This is a genomic window from Marinobacter fonticola, assembly GCF_008122265.1.
GTDB lineage: Bacteria > Pseudomonadota > Gammaproteobacteria > Pseudomonadales > Oleiphilaceae > Marinobacter_A > Marinobacter_A fonticola.
Genome location: NZ_CP043042.1, coordinates 1,933,671 through 1,955,540, shown reverse-complemented (window position 1 = coordinate 1,955,540; position 21,870 = coordinate 1,933,671). Strand labels below are relative to the sequence as shown.

General features: G+C 58.4%; 17 protein-coding genes and 1 other RNA gene. 1 reads left to right on the top strand and 17 read right to left on the bottom strand.

The genetic code is table 11. From position 1 onward, the window contains the following. Positions 1–13 precede the first annotated feature (13 nt). The 17 genes from FXO11_RS08685 to FXO11_RS08605 form a co-directional block, all read right to left on the bottom strand. The gene (locus FXO11_RS08685) at positions 14–751 is read right to left on the bottom strand and encodes a tetratricopeptide repeat protein (protein ID WP_148862612.1); all 738 of its coding nucleotides are present in this window, start codon (positions 749–751) and stop codon (positions 14–16) included. Beyond that, positions 729–3,575 (bottom strand): tetratricopeptide repeat protein, encoded by a 2,847-nt coding sequence (locus tag FXO11_RS08680; protein ID WP_148862611.1) that lies wholly within the window; start codon positions 3,573–3,575, stop codon positions 729–731. Before FXO11_RS08680 ends, FXO11_RS08685 begins: the two co-directional genes overlap by 23 nt. After that, on the bottom strand, positions 3,572–5,380 hold the full coding sequence (locus FXO11_RS08675; protein WP_148862610.1) for a coiled-coil domain-containing protein: 1,809 nt from the start codon (positions 5,378–5,380) through the stop codon (positions 3,572–3,574). Before FXO11_RS08675 ends, FXO11_RS08680 begins: the two co-directional genes overlap by 4 nt. 10 nt (positions 5,381–5,390) lie before the next feature. Further along, entirely contained in the window at positions 5,391–5,897 is a 507-nt protein-coding gene (locus tag FXO11_RS08670; RefSeq protein ID WP_148862609.1) for an AraC family transcriptional regulator, read from the bottom strand. Between the two features lie 463 nt (positions 5,898–6,360). After that, positions 6,361–7,539, bottom strand: coding sequence for a vWA domain-containing protein (locus tag FXO11_RS08665; RefSeq protein ID WP_148862608.1), 1,179 nt, complete (start codon positions 7,537–7,539; stop codon positions 6,361–6,363). Between the two features lie 33 nt (positions 7,540–7,572). Further along, on the bottom strand, positions 7,573–8,415 hold the full coding sequence (locus FXO11_RS08660; protein WP_148862607.1) for an AAA family ATPase: 843 nt from the start codon (positions 8,413–8,415) through the stop codon (positions 7,573–7,575). Between the two features lie 165 nt (positions 8,416–8,580). After that, positions 8,581–11,145 carry a vWA domain-containing protein gene (locus FXO11_RS08655; protein WP_168203145.1) on the bottom strand — a complete coding sequence of 855 codons (2,565 nt, stop codon included), beginning with the start codon at positions 11,143–11,145 and terminating at the stop codon, positions 8,581–8,583. A 266-nt stretch (positions 11,146–11,411) separates the two neighbouring features. Beyond that, positions 11,412–11,756 (bottom strand): hypothetical protein, encoded by a 345-nt coding sequence (locus FXO11_RS08650; protein ID WP_148864849.1) that lies wholly within the window; start codon positions 11,754–11,756, stop codon positions 11,412–11,414. A 21-nt stretch (positions 11,757–11,777) separates the two neighbouring features. Next, positions 11,778–12,239, bottom strand: coding sequence for a YcgN family cysteine cluster protein (locus FXO11_RS08645; RefSeq protein ID WP_148862605.1), 462 nt, complete (start codon positions 12,237–12,239; stop codon positions 11,778–11,780). After that, positions 12,236–12,529 (bottom strand): YcgL domain-containing protein, encoded by a 294-nt coding sequence (locus FXO11_RS08640; RefSeq protein ID WP_148862604.1) that lies wholly within the window; start codon positions 12,527–12,529, stop codon positions 12,236–12,238. Before FXO11_RS08640 ends, FXO11_RS08645 begins: the two co-directional genes overlap by 4 nt. 83 nt (positions 12,530–12,612) lie before the next feature. Further along, complete coding sequence (locus FXO11_RS08635) at positions 12,613–13,737, bottom strand: ribonuclease D (protein WP_148862603.1); 1,125 nt, start codon at positions 13,735–13,737, stop codon at positions 12,613–12,615. Positions 13,738–13,784: 47 nt separating this feature from the next. Continuing rightward, positions 13,785–14,387: a recombination mediator RecR gene (gene recR, locus FXO11_RS08630; RefSeq protein ID WP_148862602.1), complete on the bottom strand. Its 603-nt coding sequence runs from the start codon at positions 14,385–14,387 to the stop codon at positions 13,785–13,787. A 65-nt stretch (positions 14,388–14,452) separates the two neighbouring features. Further along, positions 14,453–14,776: a YbaB/EbfC family nucleoid-associated protein gene (locus tag FXO11_RS08625; protein ID WP_148862601.1), complete on the bottom strand. Its 324-nt coding sequence runs from the start codon at positions 14,774–14,776 to the stop codon at positions 14,453–14,455. 104 nt (positions 14,777–14,880) lie between these two features. After that, the gene (gene dnaX, locus FXO11_RS08620) at positions 14,881–16,956 is read right to left on the bottom strand and encodes a DNA polymerase III subunit gamma/tau (protein WP_148862600.1); all 2,076 of its coding nucleotides are present in this window, start codon (positions 16,954–16,956) and stop codon (positions 14,881–14,883) included. 201 nt (positions 16,957–17,157) lie between these two features. Next, positions 17,158–17,254: signal recognition particle sRNA small type (ffs, locus tag FXO11_RS08615), an RNA gene on the bottom strand. A 115-nt stretch (positions 17,255–17,369) separates the two neighbouring features. Continuing rightward, complete coding sequence (locus FXO11_RS08610; protein WP_227546084.1) at positions 17,370–18,086, bottom strand: 2OG-Fe(II) oxygenase; 717 nt, start codon at positions 18,084–18,086, stop codon at positions 17,370–17,372. 142 nt (positions 18,087–18,228) lie between these two features. Further along, positions 18,229–20,718 (bottom strand): acyl-CoA dehydrogenase, encoded by a 2,490-nt coding sequence (locus FXO11_RS08605; protein WP_148862598.1) that lies wholly within the window; start codon positions 20,716–20,718, stop codon positions 18,229–18,231. A 246-nt stretch (positions 20,719–20,964) separates the two neighbouring features. Between FXO11_RS08605 and FXO11_RS08600 the strand changes: the two genes are divergently transcribed. Next, positions 20,965–21,858, top strand: coding sequence for a D-hexose-6-phosphate mutarotase (locus FXO11_RS08600; protein ID WP_148862597.1), 894 nt, complete (start codon positions 20,965–20,967; stop codon positions 21,856–21,858). The last annotated feature ends 12 nt before the right edge of the window (positions 21,859–21,870 follow it).

The following is a 21,870-nucleotide window of genomic DNA, read 5'->3' as shown; positions in this document are numbered from 1 at the left end:
GACGAACACCATATTAATTTACCCTGCGTTCCAAATCGGCGATCCAACCTGCGACCTGCTTTTCGCGGCCATCGGTCAGCGTTTGGTACTCGCGGTAGTGTTTAAGCGCAAGCGGCAGATCCAGCAGGTAGAGTTCCGCCAGTACGGCCAGGTTGTAGTGCAGCTCCGGGGACTCCGGGTGCGCCTGCAGGCTGACCTCAAGAAACTGGCGCGCTTCATCGAAACGCCCTTCGGACTGCCGCATCAACGCCAGATTATTCGCCGCCATGGGCTCAGAAGGGTCCTTCTCCAACGCACGCAGATAGGCATCTTCCGCCTCCATATCCCAACCCTGTTTCTGCAACACCCAGCCGATACGCGCGTCGATCAGGCCCACGTTCGGTCGCTTTGCCTGGATTGTTCTCAGCACCTGTACTGCCGCATCGTATTGCTCGGCATGCGCTAGTTGCAGGGCTTTGTCCATTCGAGCCTGATGCTCGGCGGTCAATGGGTCCACCGCTTCACCCTGCGCCACCCCGTTCTGGCGCTGCTCCCCGGCAGGCATGAACGTACAACCCGCCGCCAGAACAGACACCAGAAACAGAGTGGCGATAGCCGGCAGCGCGTTATTCGGGCGAATCGTTGTTTTGCTAAATAGTGAGCTAAATAATGAGCTAAAAAGCGACCGGGATAATCCGAGTCCGCCGGACGGGCCCATGGGGGGCAGCCTTAACTTTTTCAGCGGCACCCTAGCGGGTCTCTGCGCGGGCATAATCCACCTCCTGGGACGTCCATTCAATCCAGCGAACCTTGCGGCTATACCGGCCCGGGAACATTTCCGCCAGCGCGTCGAGGCTACGCTTAACCCACGCGTTATAAACGCCCTCTCCTACCTGTTCATGATTAGCGGCGTGCATATCGATGGCCTTCTCCTCGAACGGATAGGCTTGCTCCTCCAACAAAATCGCGTACTGGGATTGCTCTAATTCGTTCAGTCCTGTCGGCCGGTCCGACTGCATGATGTCCCGCGCCAGTACCCGGAATAACTCAGCCTTCCCGTACATGGCCTGCGAGCGTGCCTCGGCGTCGCCCATGCGCTCAACTTGACCGTAGCGGTCGACGGTGGCCTGGAGGGCGCGGCGTTTGCGCGCCAGAGATTGATTGAGGGGGAGGGTCAGCTTGATACTCCTGAAACGGCTGGCTTCGTTATCAGCTAACGCCAGGGCCGAGGAAGAGGCCCAAGCCAGGCTCTCATCCGAGTGCCAGTCGCTGGCTATTTCCCGTTCCACCAGCTCGGCTCGCATGGACATAGCAGAGCCGCCTGCTGCGGATTCAATCAGCTGTTGACGCAAAGATTGCTGGTGCAAATGCGCCTGCGCATCCTGCGGTTCACCGGCCTGATCAAGGTAATCAACGATTATGCCGTTGGCCCGCCGCGTACTGCCAGCTTCCATCAGCAGGTTCGCAGCGGACAAACGCGTTTCCCACGGAGACGGGCGCTGCTCGGCGTGCGCGAGCAACTCATCCGCCGCCAGGGCTTTCTGGCCGGACTCTCTGTAAGCCATGACCAGTTTTTCGCTGACTGTGGCCGTCAGCGCTTGCTCCGGATAACGTTTGCGGAACGTTTGCAATTGCTCGATAGCAGATGACCACTCCTCTGCTCTAAGCAGTGCTGTGGCCGCATCGTAGTGGGCATTCATCCCAATCGAGCGTTTGGCGCCCACGGCTTCGACCCGCTGGAAGTGGGCCACCGCTTGCTTAACATCGCCTTGGTTCACTTCGTCTTCGGCTTGGCGGTATATGGCGCGCGCCAACTGGTCACGAATAGCCGCGTTGGTCTTCGCTGCCTGTGTATTGACGGGCTCGTTGATCGCCAATGCCTGACGATAACTTTTTTCTGCCGCGACATAGTCCCTGCGGTCATAGGCAACCTGGGCGACAACCAACAACGCCGAACGCCGTTCGGCGTCGTCAACCAGCGGGTGCGTCATCGCAGCAATGGCCTGGCGGCCAGCTTCGACCAGTTTGCCCGATTTGAGCAACCGATTTGCCAGATCGGCATGCAGAGAGGGCACTCGGGCATCGGTAGCAAACGTTTGGGCAAAACGGTTCACGAGCTTGGTCAGCGGCTCATCCCCTTCCGGTGAGGGTAAGTCACGATAAAGCAAGAGCTCGGCCCAGCCTGCGTCCACCGCCTCCGCGTAGCCCGGCGCTTCATAGCCCGCCTTGTAAAAATAAGCCAGTGCCTGAGCGCGAACACCCGCCTGTAGCCAGGCATCGCCGGCCAGACGCCAGAACTCGCCGGCCTCCACATAGGCGTCGTCCTGCGCCGATAAATTGCCGAGGCGACCGTAGTATCCGCCAGCCTCGGCGAAAAGCGCGTCAGAGTCCGTCGAATCCGGCAGCCCGGCCCGGCGATAGAATACATCGGCCACATGCTCAGCGAGTTCGCGCCATAAGGCTTTCTCTTGATCGGCCAAAACAGCGTAAACCGACGAGTCAGCGTACGCCCTGACGTAAGTTTCCCGGGCCTCTTGGGCCTCCTCTTCGAAACCGCCGGCCTCCCATATAGAGACAATCTGAGCACGTAACGCAGCGTTGCTAGGGTGCCCGGGGTGTGCTTCCACGAAGTGACGGTTAACCGCGACACTGTCCGAATAGCGCTGCTTCGACAAATAATAATCCCCAAGGCGATCATACAGCAGGTAGTCGTAGGGACGCCCCCCGCGCTCTGCCAGCATGTCGTCCACAGCTTCAACGCCACCTCGGCGGGAAGCCATCAAGGCCAGGATACGGAAGGTGTCGTTGACCAAGTCCTCGCTACCGCCTTCAAGCGTCGTGAAGCCGTCGGAGCTGGCATGATAATCATCGAGTACCTGAAAAAAAGTGCCGCTGGCCTTACTCAGCTTCTGTTGCTTGTACTGGCTCCAGCCTTCCATATAGAGCGCTTTCTGGCGTAAATCATCGCGCTCGGCATCTTGAGTAACCTGTTGATATGCCGCTTCCGCTTGGGTATAGCTGCCGCGGGAGAACGCGTCTTCGGCAATTCTGAAACGGGCTTCCGGCGCCAGATCGGATTGCGGATAGAGCCCCACAAGCTGTTCTAAACGGGTAATGGATTGCTTGTCCTGACCGATGAAGGCGTAGGCCTTCGCTGTCTGATATAACAGTTCATCCAACCTGCCTTGGTAATGGCCCTGATTGACGACCATTTCATAACTCTTGATCGCCTCGCGATAGATGACCGCTTCCTGCTCAGGCGTCAGGTCCAGACCGTCTCCGGACAGCGAATGGAGGTTGGTGAGCCGGTGCAGCGCGTCAATCCGCACCTCCGGATCTTCCGCTTCTTCAAACAGTCGCTTGTAGCGGCGCGCCACCTCCTTGAGAGATATAGCCGGTAGTTCGCGGGACGACATTTCGAGGAACACGGGCCGCATTTCGCCAATGGTTTCGCCGTCTTCTCCAAGATTCACTTGAAAGCTGCCCGCCGGTTCTGCACGCACCGAAAGGCTGACGAAAACGGTAGTGGCCCACACCACCATCCACGTCCACGTTCGTCTCTTTGTCAGCGGACTGCACATGGGTAATTTATTCATTGCTCCGCCCCCGCGGCTGAATCCGCCTTACGGTTAAGGGCGAGGTATTCATAGAGGTGAGCAAGCTGTTGCTCGCTACGATCAAGGTGAGCACTCATCACCACGGACTGACGATCAAGGAAGCCCAGCAAGGCTGAGTTAAGCAGCTCGCCTGCACTCTGACGCAACCCAACGACGCGTTCGAGCGTTATACGCGTCTGAGTCTCAAGCTGATCGACCCGCTTACTTCTCTGCGCAAAACGCTCTGACGCCCCGCGCAGTTGCTGCTCGAATCGTCCGTAACTCTTTTCTGCCGCATCCAGGGCGGCGCCAATGTGAGCCAGTTCACGCTCGTGCTCACGCCGGGCCAGTTCGAACTGCTCCTGGGCTTCCCACTCCAGCACGCCTCGCAAACGTTTGAGGCGTTCAGCCTCTTCAGGCGTCAGGTTATTTTTCGCTTCCAGTACGCGGACCTGCTCGAGCTTTCGGGCCAACTCCCCCCTCGCCAGCTCCACGGAACGGCCAGACTCGGCCATCGTTTGAATCTCGCTTTGCAACCGTTGTTGACGCTCACGCAGTCCCGTCATGCGAGACTTCAACGCATCCAGGTCACCGGTATCGAGGTGCCTGCGGAGCGTTGTCCGACGCTCGGAAAGCATCCCGCCAAGGACATCCAAATCATTCAATCGCTTGCGCAAACGCTCTTCCATTCGTTCCAGATCGGCTACCCGGGCGACGGCTTGCTGGGCTTCTGCGCTTTCCATAAAGTGCATGAGATAAGCGAGTCGGGGCTGGGTCAAGGTTTTACTGTCGGCCAGAAACCACTCTACATCCTCCGCTTTTGCGGACAGCGCCATGGCCTCGTATCCCCCTTGCGCCCGAATCTGCCGTTTAAGCGTATCCAGCGTCGCCAGCTCTCCCTCAAATGCCGCAATGGCGCCGAGATAGGCTTCGCCGGACTGGCCCAGATAGCCGGACTCATCGAAACCCCGGCCCATACCCAACCAGGCGTCGGCCGCCCCAGGGAAGCTCAGCGGAAATTTGCGAGCCCGATGCCAGGACTGCATGGCCGCGCGGTAGTTGTCCTTGCGGGCATGCGCCAGACCGTGCAGGTATAATGCCTGCGGCGTGTGGTAGCCGTTCAGTGAAATTTTATTGAGAAAGGTCAAGGCTTTGTCAGCGTCCTCGCCCTTGAGTGCCAGAAAAGCCGCCGTGAGCTGGATTCGTTGCAGCAGATCTGGATAGGACGTGGTCGCGCGATCCCCCAGCATGGCCTGGGCAACGCGTAGTGAAATGAGGCTGCGGGTGACGTCTTCGTCCTGACGCCCGTAGGCCGTGGCAAGATTAAGATAGCCTAGGGCACTCCAATAGCCTTCGGGCGAATTAGCCAGAATTTGCCCGGCCCGATCATAGGACGATTGGCCGATCGCCTGTTCGGCGAGCAAAAAAGCGGCTTCTTCCGCAACCTTTCCCTGGCCCTGCCGCTGAATAGCCCTCAGCAGCTGGTCGGCATCGCCGTCTTTCCCCAGCGCCCTGTTAGCTTTCGCCAGTGTCAGTCGGGCTTCTGGTTCCAGCGGGTGTTCGTCGTTGGCTGCCGACAAGGCATCACGAGCTTGCCGTACCAAGCCTAGCTGAGCGTATGCGCGGCCACGGATGCTGGCCGCCTTGGGCGACGAAGCGTCCGCAATCCAGTGAAGTGCTTCCGCCGCCTCGCCCGTCTCCAGCGCGTATAGCGCCAAACGCTCATTGATACGACCGGAGTCAGCTTCTGCCTGACCGCTTAAAAGCGCCAGAAGTAAGGCAATGCGGGTCAAATACCATCCCATGTAAGGCGCCCTACTCCCATTCCTTTAATTGCAGTTTCGGTTCATAGGCCGGCGCCTGCGCGTCCAACACCAGCTCGTACTGGGCTTTACCCGAAGCCTTCTCAATGGTGAAGCTGGCGTCTTTGCGATGGTAGTGGTCGTTAGCGCCTTGGCCGTTGAAGACGGCACTCAGGGTATGCTCGCCGACCGACAGACTGCCGAGGTAAAGGCGTTGAACCCCGCCTTTTTCCAGGGCCATACGCTCTCGCTCCGTATAGAGATGCGAGGCTGCCGGGTGGCCATCGATAGAGAGCTCCACCGAATCGAGCACAAAATAGTCACGGGCACTGAACGAAAGATACACCGCCACCTGGGTGTTCGCCGGGTGCAGTATTTCCTCCTCCAACTCGAAAAGCTCGTGATTGAGCGAAGCCACATCGGCCTTCAAATCGGATATTTCCCGGTCAATGGACTCAGCCATCGCCACGCCTGCGCTCAGGCTAAGCAAAACAACCATTAACAGAACGATCAGACGCATGGGAGCTTCTTACACCTCTTCCCTGGAGCACTTCGTCGATAGCCGTCCCCATGGACACCATCATGATTACATTCAGCAACAAATCGTAGCATTGGCGCCGTCGGCGAAACAGTACCCAGATCACCAATTAATAAGGACCCGGAAGTAAGTCCGCAAAAAGCGTCCATAAAACTTACAGTTAAAGGCTTTACCGTCGGTTCGATTTACACCCCAACATCATATTTCGGACCCCTATTACTTCGGCTTACACAGGGCGACTGTAAGCTGCTGTTTTAAAACAGTTTAATTATAACTGGCAGAGACTGTGCTCCATGAGACGTGCGGTGCAATTCTTCACTGAAGGTTAAGCCGTTCGATATGCCGAGCTTCGCCGATGCGCCTCAACCGCATCGGCTTTTTTTTGCGCAGAATGAAAGCGGCCACTGAGGACCGCCTGTCTGCTTGATACGCTGGTATTCTCCCGTTACTTGCTCAGATGGCGCATAGCCGATTCAAGCCCGTCAATGGTGAGGGGATACATATGCTCCCCCACGAGTTGCCGGGTCATGCCAATGGAACCCCCTGTACCCCAGTAGTCCTCTGGCAAGGGATTGAGCCACACTACCTTGCTAAAGTGTTCCTGGATGCGCTGGAACCAGACCGCGCCGGCCTCTTCGTTCCAATGCTCGATGGAACCACCGGGATGGGATATTTCATATGGCGCCATGCTCGCGTCACCGACGAAGATCACCTTATAGTCCGGTGTGTACTTATGCAGGACGTCCCAGGTACTGGTGGTTTCGTTAAAACGCCGGATATTGTTTTTCCAAACACTTTCGTAAACGAAATTATGGAAGTAGAAGTACTCCATGTGCTTGAACTCCATCCGCGCTGCCGAGAACAGCTCCTCGCAGACCCTAACGTGAGGATCCATAGAGCCGCCCACGTCGAAGAAGATCAGCACCTTCACTGCGTTATGCCGCTCGGGGACCATCTTCAGGTCCAGGTAGCCGGCATTTCGCGCTGTCGAACGAATCGTATCGTCCATATCGAGCTTTTCTGCGGCACCCTGTCGAGCGAATTTACGCAGGCGCCGTAACGCAACTTTAATGTTGCGGATGCCCAGAGTGATACTGTCGTCCAAATCTCTGAAACCGCGTTTCTCCCAGACTTTGACAGCACGGCCGTGGCGGCCTTTTTCCTGACCGATGCGAAATCCTTCCGGATTATAACCGTGAGCGCCGAAAGGCGATGTGCCACCGGTACCGATCTGACGATTACCGCCCTGATGCCGCTCCTTCTGGTTTTCCAGACGATCCTTGAACGCCTTGATCAGCTCCTCCAGGCCACCCAGCGAGTCAATCTTGGCCTTCTCCTCCTCGCTAAGCTGCTTCTCGAATTCCTTGCGCAGCCAGTCCTCGGGGATCAGTTGCTGCATCAGGTCGTCGAGATTTTCGATGCCCTTAAAATAGGCATCGAAGGCTCGGTCGAACTTGTCGTAATGGCGCTCGTCTTTCACCAGGCAAAGCCGGGAGAGGTAGTAGAACTCTTCCAAGTCGGCAAAGGCCAGACGGTGCTGTAAGGCATCGATGAGGTCGAGATACTCGCGCAGGCTCGCCGGCACACGAGCTCGGCGCACCTCCATAAAAAAATCAATCAGCATAGTGTCCTCCCTCCAGAGGCCGGAGGCTCCCGATCAGCTCCGGCGACGCGCCATAAAGGCCAGTTTCTGCAGGAGATGGACATCCTGTTCATTCTTCACCAGGGCACCGTAAAGCGGCGGCAAGGCAGAAGACGTATCTTTTTCCTGCAGCATTTTGGCGGAGAGTTCGTCGGCCATCAGCAGTTTGAGCCAATCCACCAGCTCCGAGGTGGAGGGTTTCTTCTTCAGGCCGGGTACTTTACGCACGTCGAAGAAGACCTCCAGCGCATCCCGCACGATATCCTGCTGTACGTTCGGGAAATGGACATCGACGATGCTTTTCATGGTGTCGTGGTCCGGAAAGCTGATGTAATGGAAGAAACAGCGGCGCAGAAAGGCGTCCGGCAGTTCTTTCTCGTTGTTACTGGTGATGACCACGATCGGGCGCTTTCTCGCCTTCACTACTTTCTGCGTCTCGTAGACGAAGAACTCCATGCGATCTAGTTCGAGCAGCAGGTCGTTGGGGAACTCGATGTCCGCCTTATCGATCTCGTCGATCAGAAGCACCACTTGATCGTCCGCTTCAAACGCTTCCCAGAGCTTTCCCTTGACGATGTAGTTGCCGATGTCCTTGACCTTTTCGTCACCAAGCTGGGAATCCCGCAGGCGGGATACCGCATCGTACTCGTACAGACCCTGCTGCGCCTTGGTGGTGGATTTGATGTGCCAGGTAATCAGACGCGAGCCGAGTCCCGCCGCCAGCTCTTCCGCCAGCATGGTCTTACCGGTGCCCGGTTCGCCCTTAATCAGCAGCGGCCGTTGCAGGGTAATTGCCGCGTTAACGGCCATTTGCAAGTCTTCGGTGGCAACGTATTTCTCGGTACCGGTAAATTTCATGGGTGTCTGTCCTTTACGCTTTTTTCAATGGGTATCCACATGCCGTTCGCAGCCACGTCCTGCGCTTCCCGAATACGGGATCGTATCTATCCAGTCGTATTCGCACTGTTCGCGCCTAGTCGGGTCACGCCCGATCAGGATGAACAACGCAGTCTGGACGTGGCGTCAGTTCTGACGTTTGTTTTCCGATTCCCCTGTCGATGAATCCTCGTCCGGCTCTTCGTCCAGATCGGGCAAATCATCGATATCGGAAAGATCAAAGTCTTCGAGCATGTGTTCGTCTTCTTCGCTCTCTGCGGCCGGTGATTCCGGCTCTTCGAGGATGTCTTCGTTGGCGATGTCCAGCCCGGCGTCGTCCTGTCGCGCCTCCGCCAGGAATCGCTCTATCTCGTCGGCCGTCTCGTCCGCTCCGGTCAGGTCCTCTTCGCCGGGTATTTCCGTAGACGCTATCGGCGGCTCGACTTCATCCGGCACCTCGCTGGCCTCCTCGGCGAACTCGGCGCTCTCGATTTCAGTTTCCGCGGTTTCCGGTTCCACGGTTTCCGTTTCCGTATCGCCAAGTACCGGAACATCATCGCTATCGCTTTCGGCTACGGGGGGCTCGGTCTCGCCCGGCACGTCCAGAGCCGGCTCTTCCTCTTCGGCGACCGGTGGCTCGGGTTCAACCTCAGCGGGCGTCTCTTCTTCGGACGTTTCGTCTTCGGAAGCCCCCATTTCGGCAAGAGGCTCCTCAGGCTCTTCCGCCTCGGCGGGTTCTATCACCGGGGGCAGCGCTTCGTCTTCGGCCTCATCCGATTCATCGGTCGCGGATTTGCCTTCGGTTTCATCCGGTTTAGGCTCCTCCTTGCGGCGCCGCGCACGTATAACGGCAAAAACAATAGCCGCCAGCGCGACGGCTCCCCCCAGCGCCGCCCAGACCCAAATAGGTATCTGTGCCCAGAAGGGTGAATTTTCTTGCGGCGAGGCTTCTTCGGGTGGCTCGGCGGGCGCTTCCGCCTGAGAAACATCTATCGGTGGCGCTATTTCTTCTTGAGCGTCTGCAGCGTCGGGCGCAGGCTTAGTATCAGCCGGCGGCGCACTGGATTCTGACTGCTGTGGTTCCGGCTGTTGCGGTTCTGACGGCTGTGGTTCGGCTTCCTCGGCCCCAGTTTCGGCGCTCGGCGCTTCATCCGCGATATCCGGCCCCAGGAGCGATTCCTGATTCGCAGGCTCGGCCGTTGGCTCCCCGCCGTTCTTGCCGACATTAGATGCAGTGACTGTTGGCGCACTCAACGACGTGTAAGCCGTTTGACCGGCATCGGACCGCGGAAACTGGGCAACGAAAGAAGCGGGTGCATAGCTTAGCGAACGACCATCGCCGGTTTCGCCCCGGAAACGCAGGTTTACCGTATAGTCACCGTCGCCGGCAGTGGGCGTGACGCTGGCCCGCCAGACGCCATCCGTCTCATCGAAGGTTATCGCCTCGAAAGCGGCTTCGCCGGTCTGGCCAGGCACCGCGACCTTCAGGCCGACATCCGACGCCTGAGGGTTCAGCTCAGGGTGCTCGGGCCGTACCTCCACGATATAGCGAGCCTCACCGCCTTGACCTTCGGCTTTAACCTCCACATTGACCGGTGGCCGCAAGGTAATGCGTGAAGAGAACTGGCGCGCAAATGTCTTACCGTCGGCGGATAGCGTTAGGTCATAGGTGCCGGGCTCGCTGAGTTTTTCGATAGTATCGGCGTAAACCCCATTTTCCGGCGGTGTCTCGCCGGATAAGGTCTTAGTGCCCGAGCGGCCATCCTCGGTCTGGAGTGTCATCGCCACGTCCAGCACCCCGAGGAAGTCGGGATTGGTGATGCGGCTATCTTTCTCGTAGAAGGCCGCCTCGATGGCGACCGGTTGCCCGCTGTAAAAGAAATTAGGGACTGGCGACACCGCCATCCGCAGGTCGCTGACGACCGTCACCCGCGACTGCTCGCCCAACTGGCCGTCAATCCGCCAGACACCGGCTTCAGGCTCGGTCATGGTAATCAGGTCGTACTCACCCTCAGCGTGCCAGCGGGCATTGTCCGGCAAGCGCGCCGCTTCGATCCGCTGGCCACTTGGCGTCACCAGCGCCAGGGGCTTCTCTCCACCTTCACCGAAGACCAGTGCCGTGAATTCCTTGACGTCCTCACTGACCGTAAACTGGTTGTCGCGGATCGGGACTTCCGGTTGTGGCGCCGCGGTATTGAGCGTTTCCGCAAACACCCGGTTGAGAGATTCGGCGTCCGGCGCCACGGCAAAGGTGCCTCCGGTTTTAACCGCCAGCCGCTCCAAAAGGGCCAGGTCCGCATTCTCGGACAATGCAATGGTGTGGATCGTAGCGCCGCGCCCCTGTATTCGCTCGACAACCTCGTCAAGAATGCGGTTACGCTCGCGGGCGTTGGCCAAGGCGTTGGGCGAGATATCAACAACGCCGTCGGTCAGCAGGATGAAGTGCGTATTGTCAAAACGGCGGTCGCCGTAGAAATCGTCGCTGGCGACTTCCAGCGCTTCGCCGATGTTGGTTCTGAGGGCAACGGAGTTGATTCTATCCGAGCGCTCGACGGCGGTATCTCGCCAGCTGGATGAAACTTCACCCGAGGGCACCAGCATATTGACGTATTGCCCAAAGGTCCAAACACCGCTGCGGGCATCTCCCGGCAGCATCCGCGCAAGCAGCCTTACCGCCGGCTGTCGCAGGTTCTGCGGGTCGCTCTCTCTCATACTGCCCGAAATATCGACCACAATGCGTACATCTTTAGCCGACGGCAACGAAGGAATTGCAGCCTCGTTAGCGGCCACAGCGAACCTAGCTGTTCCGAGCAGAAAGAGGATCAGGAAAAGATGTCGGAATTGTGGCCGGAAAACTGTCGTCATCGTATTGTTGTCTGTCGTTGTAATGAACGCTTACTGAACAAAGGCCTGGCAGCGCACCTTATCCAGCATTATGCAGAAAGGTCGATTTGGCGACCGTTGGTGCTGATTACGTGCTATCGGCGACGCCAGATGCGGACTCTGACCAGATCCAATATCCACACGATGAGCATACATCCCCCGGCCAAAGCCACGTTGGAAAATGCGCGGACAGATTCTTCGGCACGGCCAAGAATGCCTTCGTAACCGCCGTGGAGCCAAGCCGGGATCCACCAGTTAACCGCTTCGGCCGATTCGACCGGCGTGAGGAGCAAAACCACCAACGCGGCCTGGATCAACGTTCGTACGCCATAGATGGGAATAATGCGCAACAACTGGGAAAACAAATAGAAAAACAGGACGAACGCGACGGCGTAGATCGTCCAGAAAATGGCGTAGGCCATTTGCGCGTCGGCATTCATGCCAAGTGGTTGTTCAATCACTTAAAGTACCCAATGAATGATGTGTTCTTCCCAATCGGCCTCATCAACGTCGGCGTTGGAAACCGTTCTCTGTCTTACCGAAACCTGGGCGTCGTGCACGCTGTCCGGATCGCCCGAAACCAATGGATGCCAGTCCGGTAGCGGTTTATCTTCCGCCAGCAGCCGGTAGGCACAGGTCCGCGGCAGCCAGTGGAAATCCTGCATACTATCAGGTCCAAAAACGACGGGCGAAAGCACGATACAATCAGGCACTTTTCGACGGCGGGTACTGTAGACCGTGCAGCGGCAGGTGTCTCCATCCATGTATTCACAAGCCAGGTCGGTGTAGTAGACCTCCCCGGTATCTTCATCTTCCAGCTTGGTCAGACAGCACTTGCCGCAGCCGTCGCACAGCGACTCCCACTCCCGAGGCGACATGTCGCGGAAGCGCTTGCGCTGCCAGAAGGGAATGTCTGCAATCATTCCGGATTCGATTTCAGCTTTTGTTTGAATTCGACGATGTAACTCTCGTGCTCTTCGGGCATTTGCAGGAAGAAGTCCTTCTCCTCAATGGCCTGCAGCACCTGTTTGCCGGTGGTCCGGGACAGTTTTCGCTCCTCGGTTAGCAGAAGGTCCATCGCGTGCTGGGGCGCCCCGAAAATGGTGCGCAGCGGCTCGGGGAGGTCATCCCATTTCTGACCCCGCCTGACGAAAAGATAGGTGTCCGCTCTCTTGCTACTGCGGAATACGGAAACAAACTGTCGTTCTGTCATTCACTCAGTTCTCTTTAACTATTCAGTACCCGAACTATTCAGTACCCGGGCTAAACAATACACGGATTGCCAATACGGCTTCTTTACTTACTCAACACGCGTGTTACATCGTCCAGGACCGGCGCAAGCAGCTCGCCGCGCCACCCCTCCCGGAAAAAGCGCACCGCGCCTTCATCTGCGTGTCTGCAGCGAATAAAGGATTCGATCCGCCGGCGTGGTGCCAGCAGTTCCACCGGCACCTCCCGCGCATCCGCCACATTCCGGAACAACCCTTTGACTTGCTTAAAGAGCCCTTGTTCTTCCCGGGTCAGCGGAGACTCGATTTTATCAGGGTTGGGCGGTGCAGACGCGCCTCGCTCGACACAGTCGAGAATGTGCTCGGCGTAACGGCGCACCACCACCGGTGGCACATCGGAGACCGCGGCAAGCGCTCCCTTGGACTCCGGCATACGCTCAGCAATGCCTATCAATACCGGATCCGCCAATATACGGCCACGCGGCCGATCGCGCCGGCGGCATTCGGTTTCTCGCCAGTCCGCCAGACACTTGAGGACAACTTGCTGGCGGGGGCTCAACTGCCAGCCTCCACGAATACGTAGGTAATAATTTTCAGGCTCGGACTGGCTGGCCAGTTCCGAGGCGAAGCGATCACATTCTTCGATCCAGGCCTGATAAAGCTCGCGGGACTCCAACAATACCCGCAAGCGCGAATGCATCGGCATCAGATAGCGAATGTCCTCGAGAGCATAGCGACACTGAGTGTCGGTCAGCGGGCGTGCAAGCCAATCGGAGCGTGTGGCGGACTTGTCGACTTCCACCTCGAACAGGTTTTCCACCATTCGGGCATAACCGACCGAAAACCCCAGCCCTGCCAAGGCAGCGGCGAGCTGCAGGTCCAGGACATAACGCGGCTCGAGCTTCAGCCATTGACGAAACAGCTCGAGATCCTCGCTCATGGCATAGAGAAGCTTGGGACGCTGGGTATCGCTCAGGCAGTTTCGAAATCCTTCGGAGGTTTCGGCAACGGCAGGTTCCACGAGACGCAGGTCGTCACCTAATCCGAGCTGCACCAGGCCGGGAATGGGGAAAAACGTATTGACGCGCTCAAATTCGGTATCAAGGGCAAGCGGCGTATCGTTGTGAGACGCTAGCCAGTCATCCAGTTCGGACGCTGTTTCCAGCCAACGCACTGCCTTATCGTTGCTCATCGTTCGTCCAGTCAATTTCGGAGACGCAGCGGCAATCGCGGCGTACGTCAGTCAGCGAGAGGTTTGCGGCCGCGAAAGGCGTGGCTGAGCGTAAAACCGTCCACATAGCCCAGCTCACCGCCGACCGGGATGCCGTGCGCGAGGCGAGTGATCAAGACATTCTGGCCGTCGAGCCGGTCGGCAATGTAATGCGCGGTGGCTTCACCCTCGACGGTGGGGTTGGTCGCCAGAATCAGCTCAGTCACACCTTCCTCGCGTACACGCTTGAGAAGTTGCTCAATGCCGATTTCCCGGGGGCCAATACCGTCGATTGGCGACAGGTGCCCCATCAGTACAAAGTAGCTGCCATCGTAGTAACCCGCCTGCTCAATGGCCAGCAGATCCGACGGACTCTCGACGACACACAGCGTACCGGTTCGCCGGCTCTCGTCGGCGCACAGGTTGCATAGCTCTGTATCGGCGAAATTCTGGCAGGAATTACAGCGCCGAACGCCCGACATGGCGTTCTGCAGCGCATCCGCCAAACGCTCGCCGCCACTCCGGCCGCGCTCAAGAAGGTGAAAGGCCATGCGCTGGGCCGTCTTTTGTCCGACTCCAGGCAAACAACGCAATGATTCGACCAGCTCGTCGACCAGGGGACTAAACGCCATCAGACATCCTCTGAATACAGGGCAATAGGGCTAAGTTCTGCAAGCTGGCTGGAGGACAGTCAGCCTCAGAACGGCATCTTGAAACCCGGCGGCATACCCATCTCAGACGCCATACCGGACATACGCTCTTTCTGGCTTTCTTCGACACGCCGTACAGCATCGTTTACCGCGGCTGCCAGCAGATCCTCCAGGATTTCCTTGTCTTCACTGAGCAGCGAAGAATCGATATCCACATTGCGCACGTCGTGACGCCCGGTCATGGTGACCTTGACCAGGCCGGCGCCGGCTTCGCCGGTAACCTCGGCCTTTTCAGCCTCTTCCTGCATGCGCTTGAATTCTTCCTGCATTTTCTGGGCTTGCTTCATCATGTCGCCCATACCTTTCATCATGGCTCTTACCTCACGATTCGTTACTCTAACTGCGTTAGTGCGGCATTCTCACACCGATTTCAACCCTTACGGCATACCGTTGCGGAAGGGTCTGACACAGACGCCTAAACCGGTTCGATACTGCCTTCGACAATCGTGCCCTCGAAACGGTTCACGATGTTCCGCACGATGGGATCGTCCGCGATAGCCGATTCAGCGGCCTGCTGACGCGCGATCCGTGCTCGCTCGGCGAAAGCGGCGGGCGTGGCTTGGCCAGCCTGCCCCTCCTCGACACTCAGCTCAAGCTTCTCGCCAAAGAACGTTGAACAGGCTTCGGCGATCCGTCCTTTATGACGCTCTGTCAGCAAGCGGGCGTGTCCTGAATCCAGGGTCAGGATGATCTTGCTGCCTTCTTTGCGAAATTCTGCCTGACTGGCCAAATTGCCCGCCATGCCTGACAGCCCCAGCACCCGGAAGTCTCGCTGCCATACAAAGGCATCGGGACTGACAGCAACGTCCTGCTCTGCGGCCGGTTCAGGCTCCGGCGCAGCCTGGGGCGGCACGGGACGCTCAGCGGTTGCCTGCGCATTTACGGGCTCCGCTTGCTGAGCAGGTTCAGGTTCCAGGGTTTCGTTTTCGGCAACCGGCGCTGGGGTTGTTACGGGATCGGCAGCCTGATGGGCTGATTCCGGCGCGTAGTCGTCGTCCTCCGATGCCGACAGTGACGGATCGTCGTAGGCGCTTAACGGAATATCTTCGATTTGCGACGCGCTCTCGGATTGCTCCTCGATAGGCGGCTGTTCACGCTGAAACTCGGGCTGTGGCGCCGCCGCGGGCTCGGTGGGCGCCTCCGCCGCAGACGCCGGCTTTGCTGCACCCGGCACCGGCTCGGTTTGATTCCCTGCAGCCTGTTCGACCGGCGGAGGTTGCACAGCGGACTGCACTTCCGGGAACGCCTGCGCCTGTGCGCCTGCCGCCTCAGCAGACTCTACTGGCTGAGGTGCGCCCCCCATTCCCTGCGCGGCGGGCGCAGGTTCGGGTTCGTCTTTACGCGTATCGCTGCCGCCCTGCCCCTGGGTGTTGTTCGATCTCGCCGCAGGCGGATCCCGGCGGTCGGTCCCCGGACGAAATGTCAGCATGCGTAGCAGTGCCATTTCGAAGCCCATACGCGCATCCGGGGTGATGGCGAGGTCCTTACGGCCGATCAACGCTGCCTGGTAGAACAGTTGCGCATCCTCGGCACTCAGCTGGCGGGCGACAGCCTTGACCTGATCCGCATCGCCCATGGCGTTGTCGGCACTACCGGGAACCACTTGCTCCAGCGTGACACGATGAAACAGAGATAGCAGATCGCTGAGAATGACGCCGTAGTCCGGAGCAAATTCGGCGATCCTGTGTACTTCGGAGAGCATGCCGGGCCCATCGCCCTTGACCAGGGATTCAACAATACGCTGGATATCCCGCTGGTCGATGGTGCCGAGCATGGCGCTGACATCGCTTGCCGCCAGCTTCTGGTTGCCGAACGCAATGGCCTGATCGGTGAGACTCAAAGCGTCACGCATACTGCCGTCGGCGGCCCGGGCCAGCAGCCAGAGCGCAGGATCTTCGAAGGGAATATTCTCTTCGGTCAGCACATGGTTCAGGTGCCCGACGATGTGCTCCGGCGTCATGCGCTTGAGGTTGAACTGCAGACACCGCGACAGAATGGTGACCGGCAGCTTCTGCGGGTCCGTCGTTGCAAACAGGAATTTTACGTGATCGGGCGGCTCTTCCAGAGTTTTCAACAAAGCATTGAAACTGGAATTGGAAAGCATGTGCACTTCGTCGATCAGGTAGATCTTGAAGCGGCCGCGGGTCGGCGCGTACTGGACATTGTCCAATAGCTCGCGCATGTCTTCGACCTTGGTGCGTGAAGCGGCATCGATCTCGATCAGATCGACAAAGCGCCCGCCCAGCACTTCCTGACAGGTGCCGCATTCGCCACAAGGATTCGACGTGATCCCGGTCTCGCAATTGAGGCAGCGGGCCAACAAACGACCGATGGTCGTTTTCCCGACCCCACGCGTGCCGGTAAACAGGTAGGCATGGTGCAAACGCTGATGATCCAATGCGTGAACCAGCGCCTTGAGCACATGCTCCTGACCGACCATGTCCTGAAATGTTTTTGGCCGCCATTTACGGGCCAGAACCTGATAGCTCATCGAATACGTCACGTGCCGTTTAAACTGGCGTTTACGATAGCACGGACAGGCGGCGATAAGAAGGAAACGCGAGGGTCGAGCAAGGCTGTGCCGTCAGCTAAAGAATGCGCCAACAGGTTGAATAATCGAGCTTATTGAAACGATTTCGAGAGCGCGATATCGGCGTGCCAGGACTTAAAAGCGGCGGGAAACTGGGGGTGACTCCACCAGCGACACTCCGGCACACGAATCCACCGCTGCGGCTGCTCCCTTCCGGGCCTGACCGGGTTCACGGTTTATCATTGCGGAGGCACCGGCGGAGCCACCATATCGTTCCGGGATTGCCCCGGATGCGGCGCGCATCGTAGCAGGCTGCCCCGGGCGCATCAATGGTTTTTTGGACCGCACACGCAATTAGATCGCAATACCTTGGATCAGACCGCGATACCTTGAATCGGATCACGCCGGAACCAGCACGCAATACTGTGGCGGGTACGTTGAGCGGGCAATACTTCATGCGGCACTTCTTCGCTGACAAACAGCACGACGCGGCCTGCTTCCGGCAGTACGCTGCCGCACACCTCGTTTGGGTTGTCGCGGTTAAATACCTGCAGCAAACCGCCGTCAGTCAAACGCCACCCCTCGTTTAGGTACAGCACCAGACTGACGATACGGGATGAGCGCCCACGAAAACTATCCAAGTGGCAACGGTAAAAGTCACCGGGCTCATACGTGGCGTAATGCGCCTCAAAGCGTTTCAGACCCAGGAAGAGTCGCTGATTCAGGCCAACCTGGATCCGCTCGAACAGGACGAACAGGCTCTGCTGTGCCAGAGTTTCGCCATGCAGCCAGGCAATATGATCACGGCGCACGGAGCGATCCTGAACATGATCCGCCCCCCGGCCGACACCCGCGCTTTTCATAGCCTCGGTGCGATGAAGGGTTGTCACTTCCTGATGAAGATTTTCCAGCAAGCCGGGAGAGACAAGCGGCTCGATCGAATGCTGGGTCCAGCCAAATTCCGCCAACTCATCACTGACCGTGTCGAGCCACTGATCCAGCACGGTTGCCTGATCGATGACTGGCAACGAGCGGGCAGCGCTGTCGTCGAAGGGGAGGACGATAGGGGTTTCGATAGGGATGGCGGGCACGGAGGTTCCTCGTTCATGAATGGCGCGAGTTTACGACGAAACCACCCTGCCCGCTGCTTTTTTAACCAGACCAGAGGTAAGGAATGATCCCTACCTCCGGAGGCGGTACCACTAATTGCCGGCAGTATGCGCGCGAACGCCATTAAGGCCGTTCGACTTCTCGCAACTTACCGTCCGCACACTCGGACAACGACTGGATGGCGGCTTTATCGAAGGCATCCACCCGGATCACTTCGTAAAGGGCCTCCATCGCCTTAATCAGGGTGTCCCGCTCGTCGTCCCGGATAACGTCTTTGGAAACCGCCCAATCCACCAATTCCTCGCGCTGGTGAGCCATAAGCATATCGGTCCCTTCCAACTCCGTCGGATCGGTCTTGCGGATAGCCTCGTGCAGGCGGTCCCGCATCTCGCGAGTTTCGTTTGCCAGGCGGTACGCATTTAGCACTCGTCCGACCGGATCGTCCGGGTTCTCTGTGACATAGACACCCCGAACGATGCGCTCGCGCAACGGCGTGTCCTGGACGATGGATTTCGCCACTTGGCCACCCAGGCGATCGTTGGGCGCAGACAAGTGCGCTCCGATCGGGAACACCAGCACTTTAAGCAACGCTCGCAAGGGGGCGACCGGGAAATTCTCAATCGCCTGCTTCATGCTTTGCTGGAAGTCGTACGTGCACCGGCGCAGCCCCCATTCCACCACATGACGGTGCTCCTCCGGATAACCGTCTTCGTGCCACTGCTTGATAATCGCTGAGCTGTAGTAAAGCGCGACCAGGCAATCGGCCATTCGGCCGGAAAGGCGTTGCTTGGCCTTAAGCCCACCACCGACGGTCAGCAGGCAGATGTCCGTCACCACGGCATAAGCCGAGGCAAACCGGGACAATTGGCGGTAATAACGCTGAATGTTGCCGCGGCCCGGTACCGGCTCGAGCCAGCCATTACTGATGCCAAGGACCAGCGAACGCATGCCGTTGCGCGTGGTGTGCGCCATATGCTTGAAGAAGACGTTGTCGAATGCCTTCACGCCCCTATTCTGATCCTCCATGCCCGCAGCTTCGATTTCGTCGACGATAAACGGGTGACACCGAATCGCGCCTTGCCCGAAGACCATCAGGCTGCGCGTGAGGATGTTGGCACCTTCAACCGTGATGCCGATAGGAACAGCCTCGTAGGCCCGAGCCAGGAAGTTCCGCGGACCGGTGATCACACCGCGGCCGGCAACGACGTCCATAGCGTGGTTAATCACCTCACGCATCAAATCGGTATTGCGATATTTCAGGACAGCGGACGGCACGGACGGGCGCACCCCGCGATCGAGCATGCCAGCCGTCAGCATCCGTGCGGCATCCATCATGTAGGTGTAGCCGGCAATCGGTTCAAGCGCTTCCTGGACGCCTTCGAAATTGCCGATCGAGCGCCCGAACTGCTCACGCACACTGGCATAGGCCCCGGTGGTCAGACAGGCGAGCTTCCCGGCACCGGTACCCAGCGCCGGCAACGAGATCGAGCGGCCGATGGACAGGCATTCCAGCAACATGGTCCAACCCTTGCCGATCATCTCCTGACCGCCAATGACTTGGCTCATGGGAATAAAGACGTCCTGCCCCCAGGTGGGCCCATTCATGAACACAGTATTCATGGGCAAGTGGCGAGCCCCGTGATTGACGCCTTCCAGGTCGTGAGGCACAAGGACGCAGGTGACGCCCAGACTTTCCTCGCCGCCCAACAGTCCTTCCGGGTCATAGGCCTTAATGGCCAGGCCGATGATCGTGGCTACCGGCGCCAGGGTGATATAGCGTTTGTTCCAGGTGACTCTAAGGCCCAACACCTCCTCACCGTTCCACTGGCCGCGGCAGACGATGCCCTTATCCGGTATCGCACCGGCATCGGAGCCTGCGACAGGCGATGTCAGCGCAAAACACGGCACCTCTTCGCCCTTGGCCAGGCGTGGCAGATAATAATCTTTCTGCTCGTCGGTCCCGTAATGCGCCAGCAGCTCGCCCGGGCCCAGAGAATTGGGCACCATGACCGTAACCGCGGCCGATACGCTGCGCGTGGACACTTTCATTACGATTTCTGAGTGCGCTGTGGCGCTGAAGCCCTTACCTCCGTATTCCTTCGGGATCACCAAACCGAAGAAGCCTTCCTGCTTGACGTACGCCCAGGCCTCCTCCGGCAGATCGTAAAGCTCGTGAGTGATACGCCAGTCATCGAGCATCGAGCAAAGCTTTTCGACCGGACCCTCGAGATAGGCGGTCTCCTCGGCAGTCAGGCGCGCAGGTTCCGCTTCCAGCAATTTGGACCAGTCGGGCCGGCCGGAAAAGAGTTCGCCGTCCCAATCGACGCTGCCCGACTTGAGCGCCTCTTCTTCCGTACTGGACAACTTGGGCAGCAAACCCCTTACCCAATTCAACAGCGGGCGACTGAGCGCCTCCTTGCGGAGCTTGCTAGGCGTTACAAGCGTGACGGCAAACAGCAGCAAAAGCCCGCCGAGTAAAATGCTGGCGAAATGCCAGCCGTCCTGGTACATCCCGAAAACCGTTGCTGCGGCCATGATTCCGGCGGCAATCGAACCCCCGACTCCAAAATAAAGCAGTATCAGTGCACTGATCAGAAGAAAAAGAACACTCATGCAGGCTTCTCCTTTTACCGACATGGTTGAGGGGGTCCGCGGAATGGGTAACCCCGATTCTGGCAAGCTCGCGCACGCCACCAGACACGACACAGATCCCTGAAAAAACATAACGCCGGACTGGCCAGGAACCTGACAGCCACACTATGATCACAAATTCGAAGAAGACACAAACCAAAATAAGCTGTTAGGAAACCTCAAGAAATTTGCGGTTCCCCAAGATATGCGAACCGAGGACCGATCTGGATGACTTCGCACACGTCCTGCGCGCTTTTCACCTCACTGACCGTCGCCAACGGCCAGGAGGCCGTAGAAATCCAACACCCCCAATTCTTTGCTCGCATCTATCTGCAGGGCGCGCATTTGACCCACTTTGCCCCGGCAGAGAGCGATAACTGGCTGTGGTTAAGCCCTACAGCCCGGTATGAAGCCGGCGTGGCCATCCGAGGCGGAATCCCCGTTTGCTGGCCCTGGTTTGGCGACCCGGCCAGAAACCCACCGGCAGTCGCGGAGCGAATCGCGCGGCAAACGGCTCACGGCTTCGCCCGCACCTTGCCATGGACCCTGGAAAGGACCGAGTCATCTTCCCAGCACGTTGAGGTCACCTTGTCCCTGGAGCCAAACACGCTCGATCACGCCTTCGGTGACTGGCCCGTGCGGGCGGACATCACTTTTCGCTTTACCGCCGATAGCTGCCGCATTAGCCTAACCACACGAAGCCTTAGCCAACAGCCTGTGGCGTTCACCGAAGCGCTCCATACTTATTTTCCAACCAAGGACGTCGCTGAAACTACCGTGCGCGGTTTTGACGCTACGCGCTATACGGATACGCTGCGCCAATGGCAGACATTCGACCAGTCGGGGGCGATCCGGTTCGATGGCGAAACGGATCGGATCTACCACGCAGGCGGCCCTATTCATATTGATTCGCCACAGGGAACAACCCGGCTGGAAACCCAGGGCAGCGACTCGACAGTGGTCTGGAACCCCGGCCCGGAGAAGGCGGCGCGGCTGTCGGACTTCCCCGACACGGCCTGGAAGTCAATGCTGTGCGTCGAAACCGCCAATGCAACGCCGCACTGCATCCGTTTAATGGAAGGACAGTCGCATACGACTAGCCTGCTATTATCAAAAGGATGAATTAGGTACGGA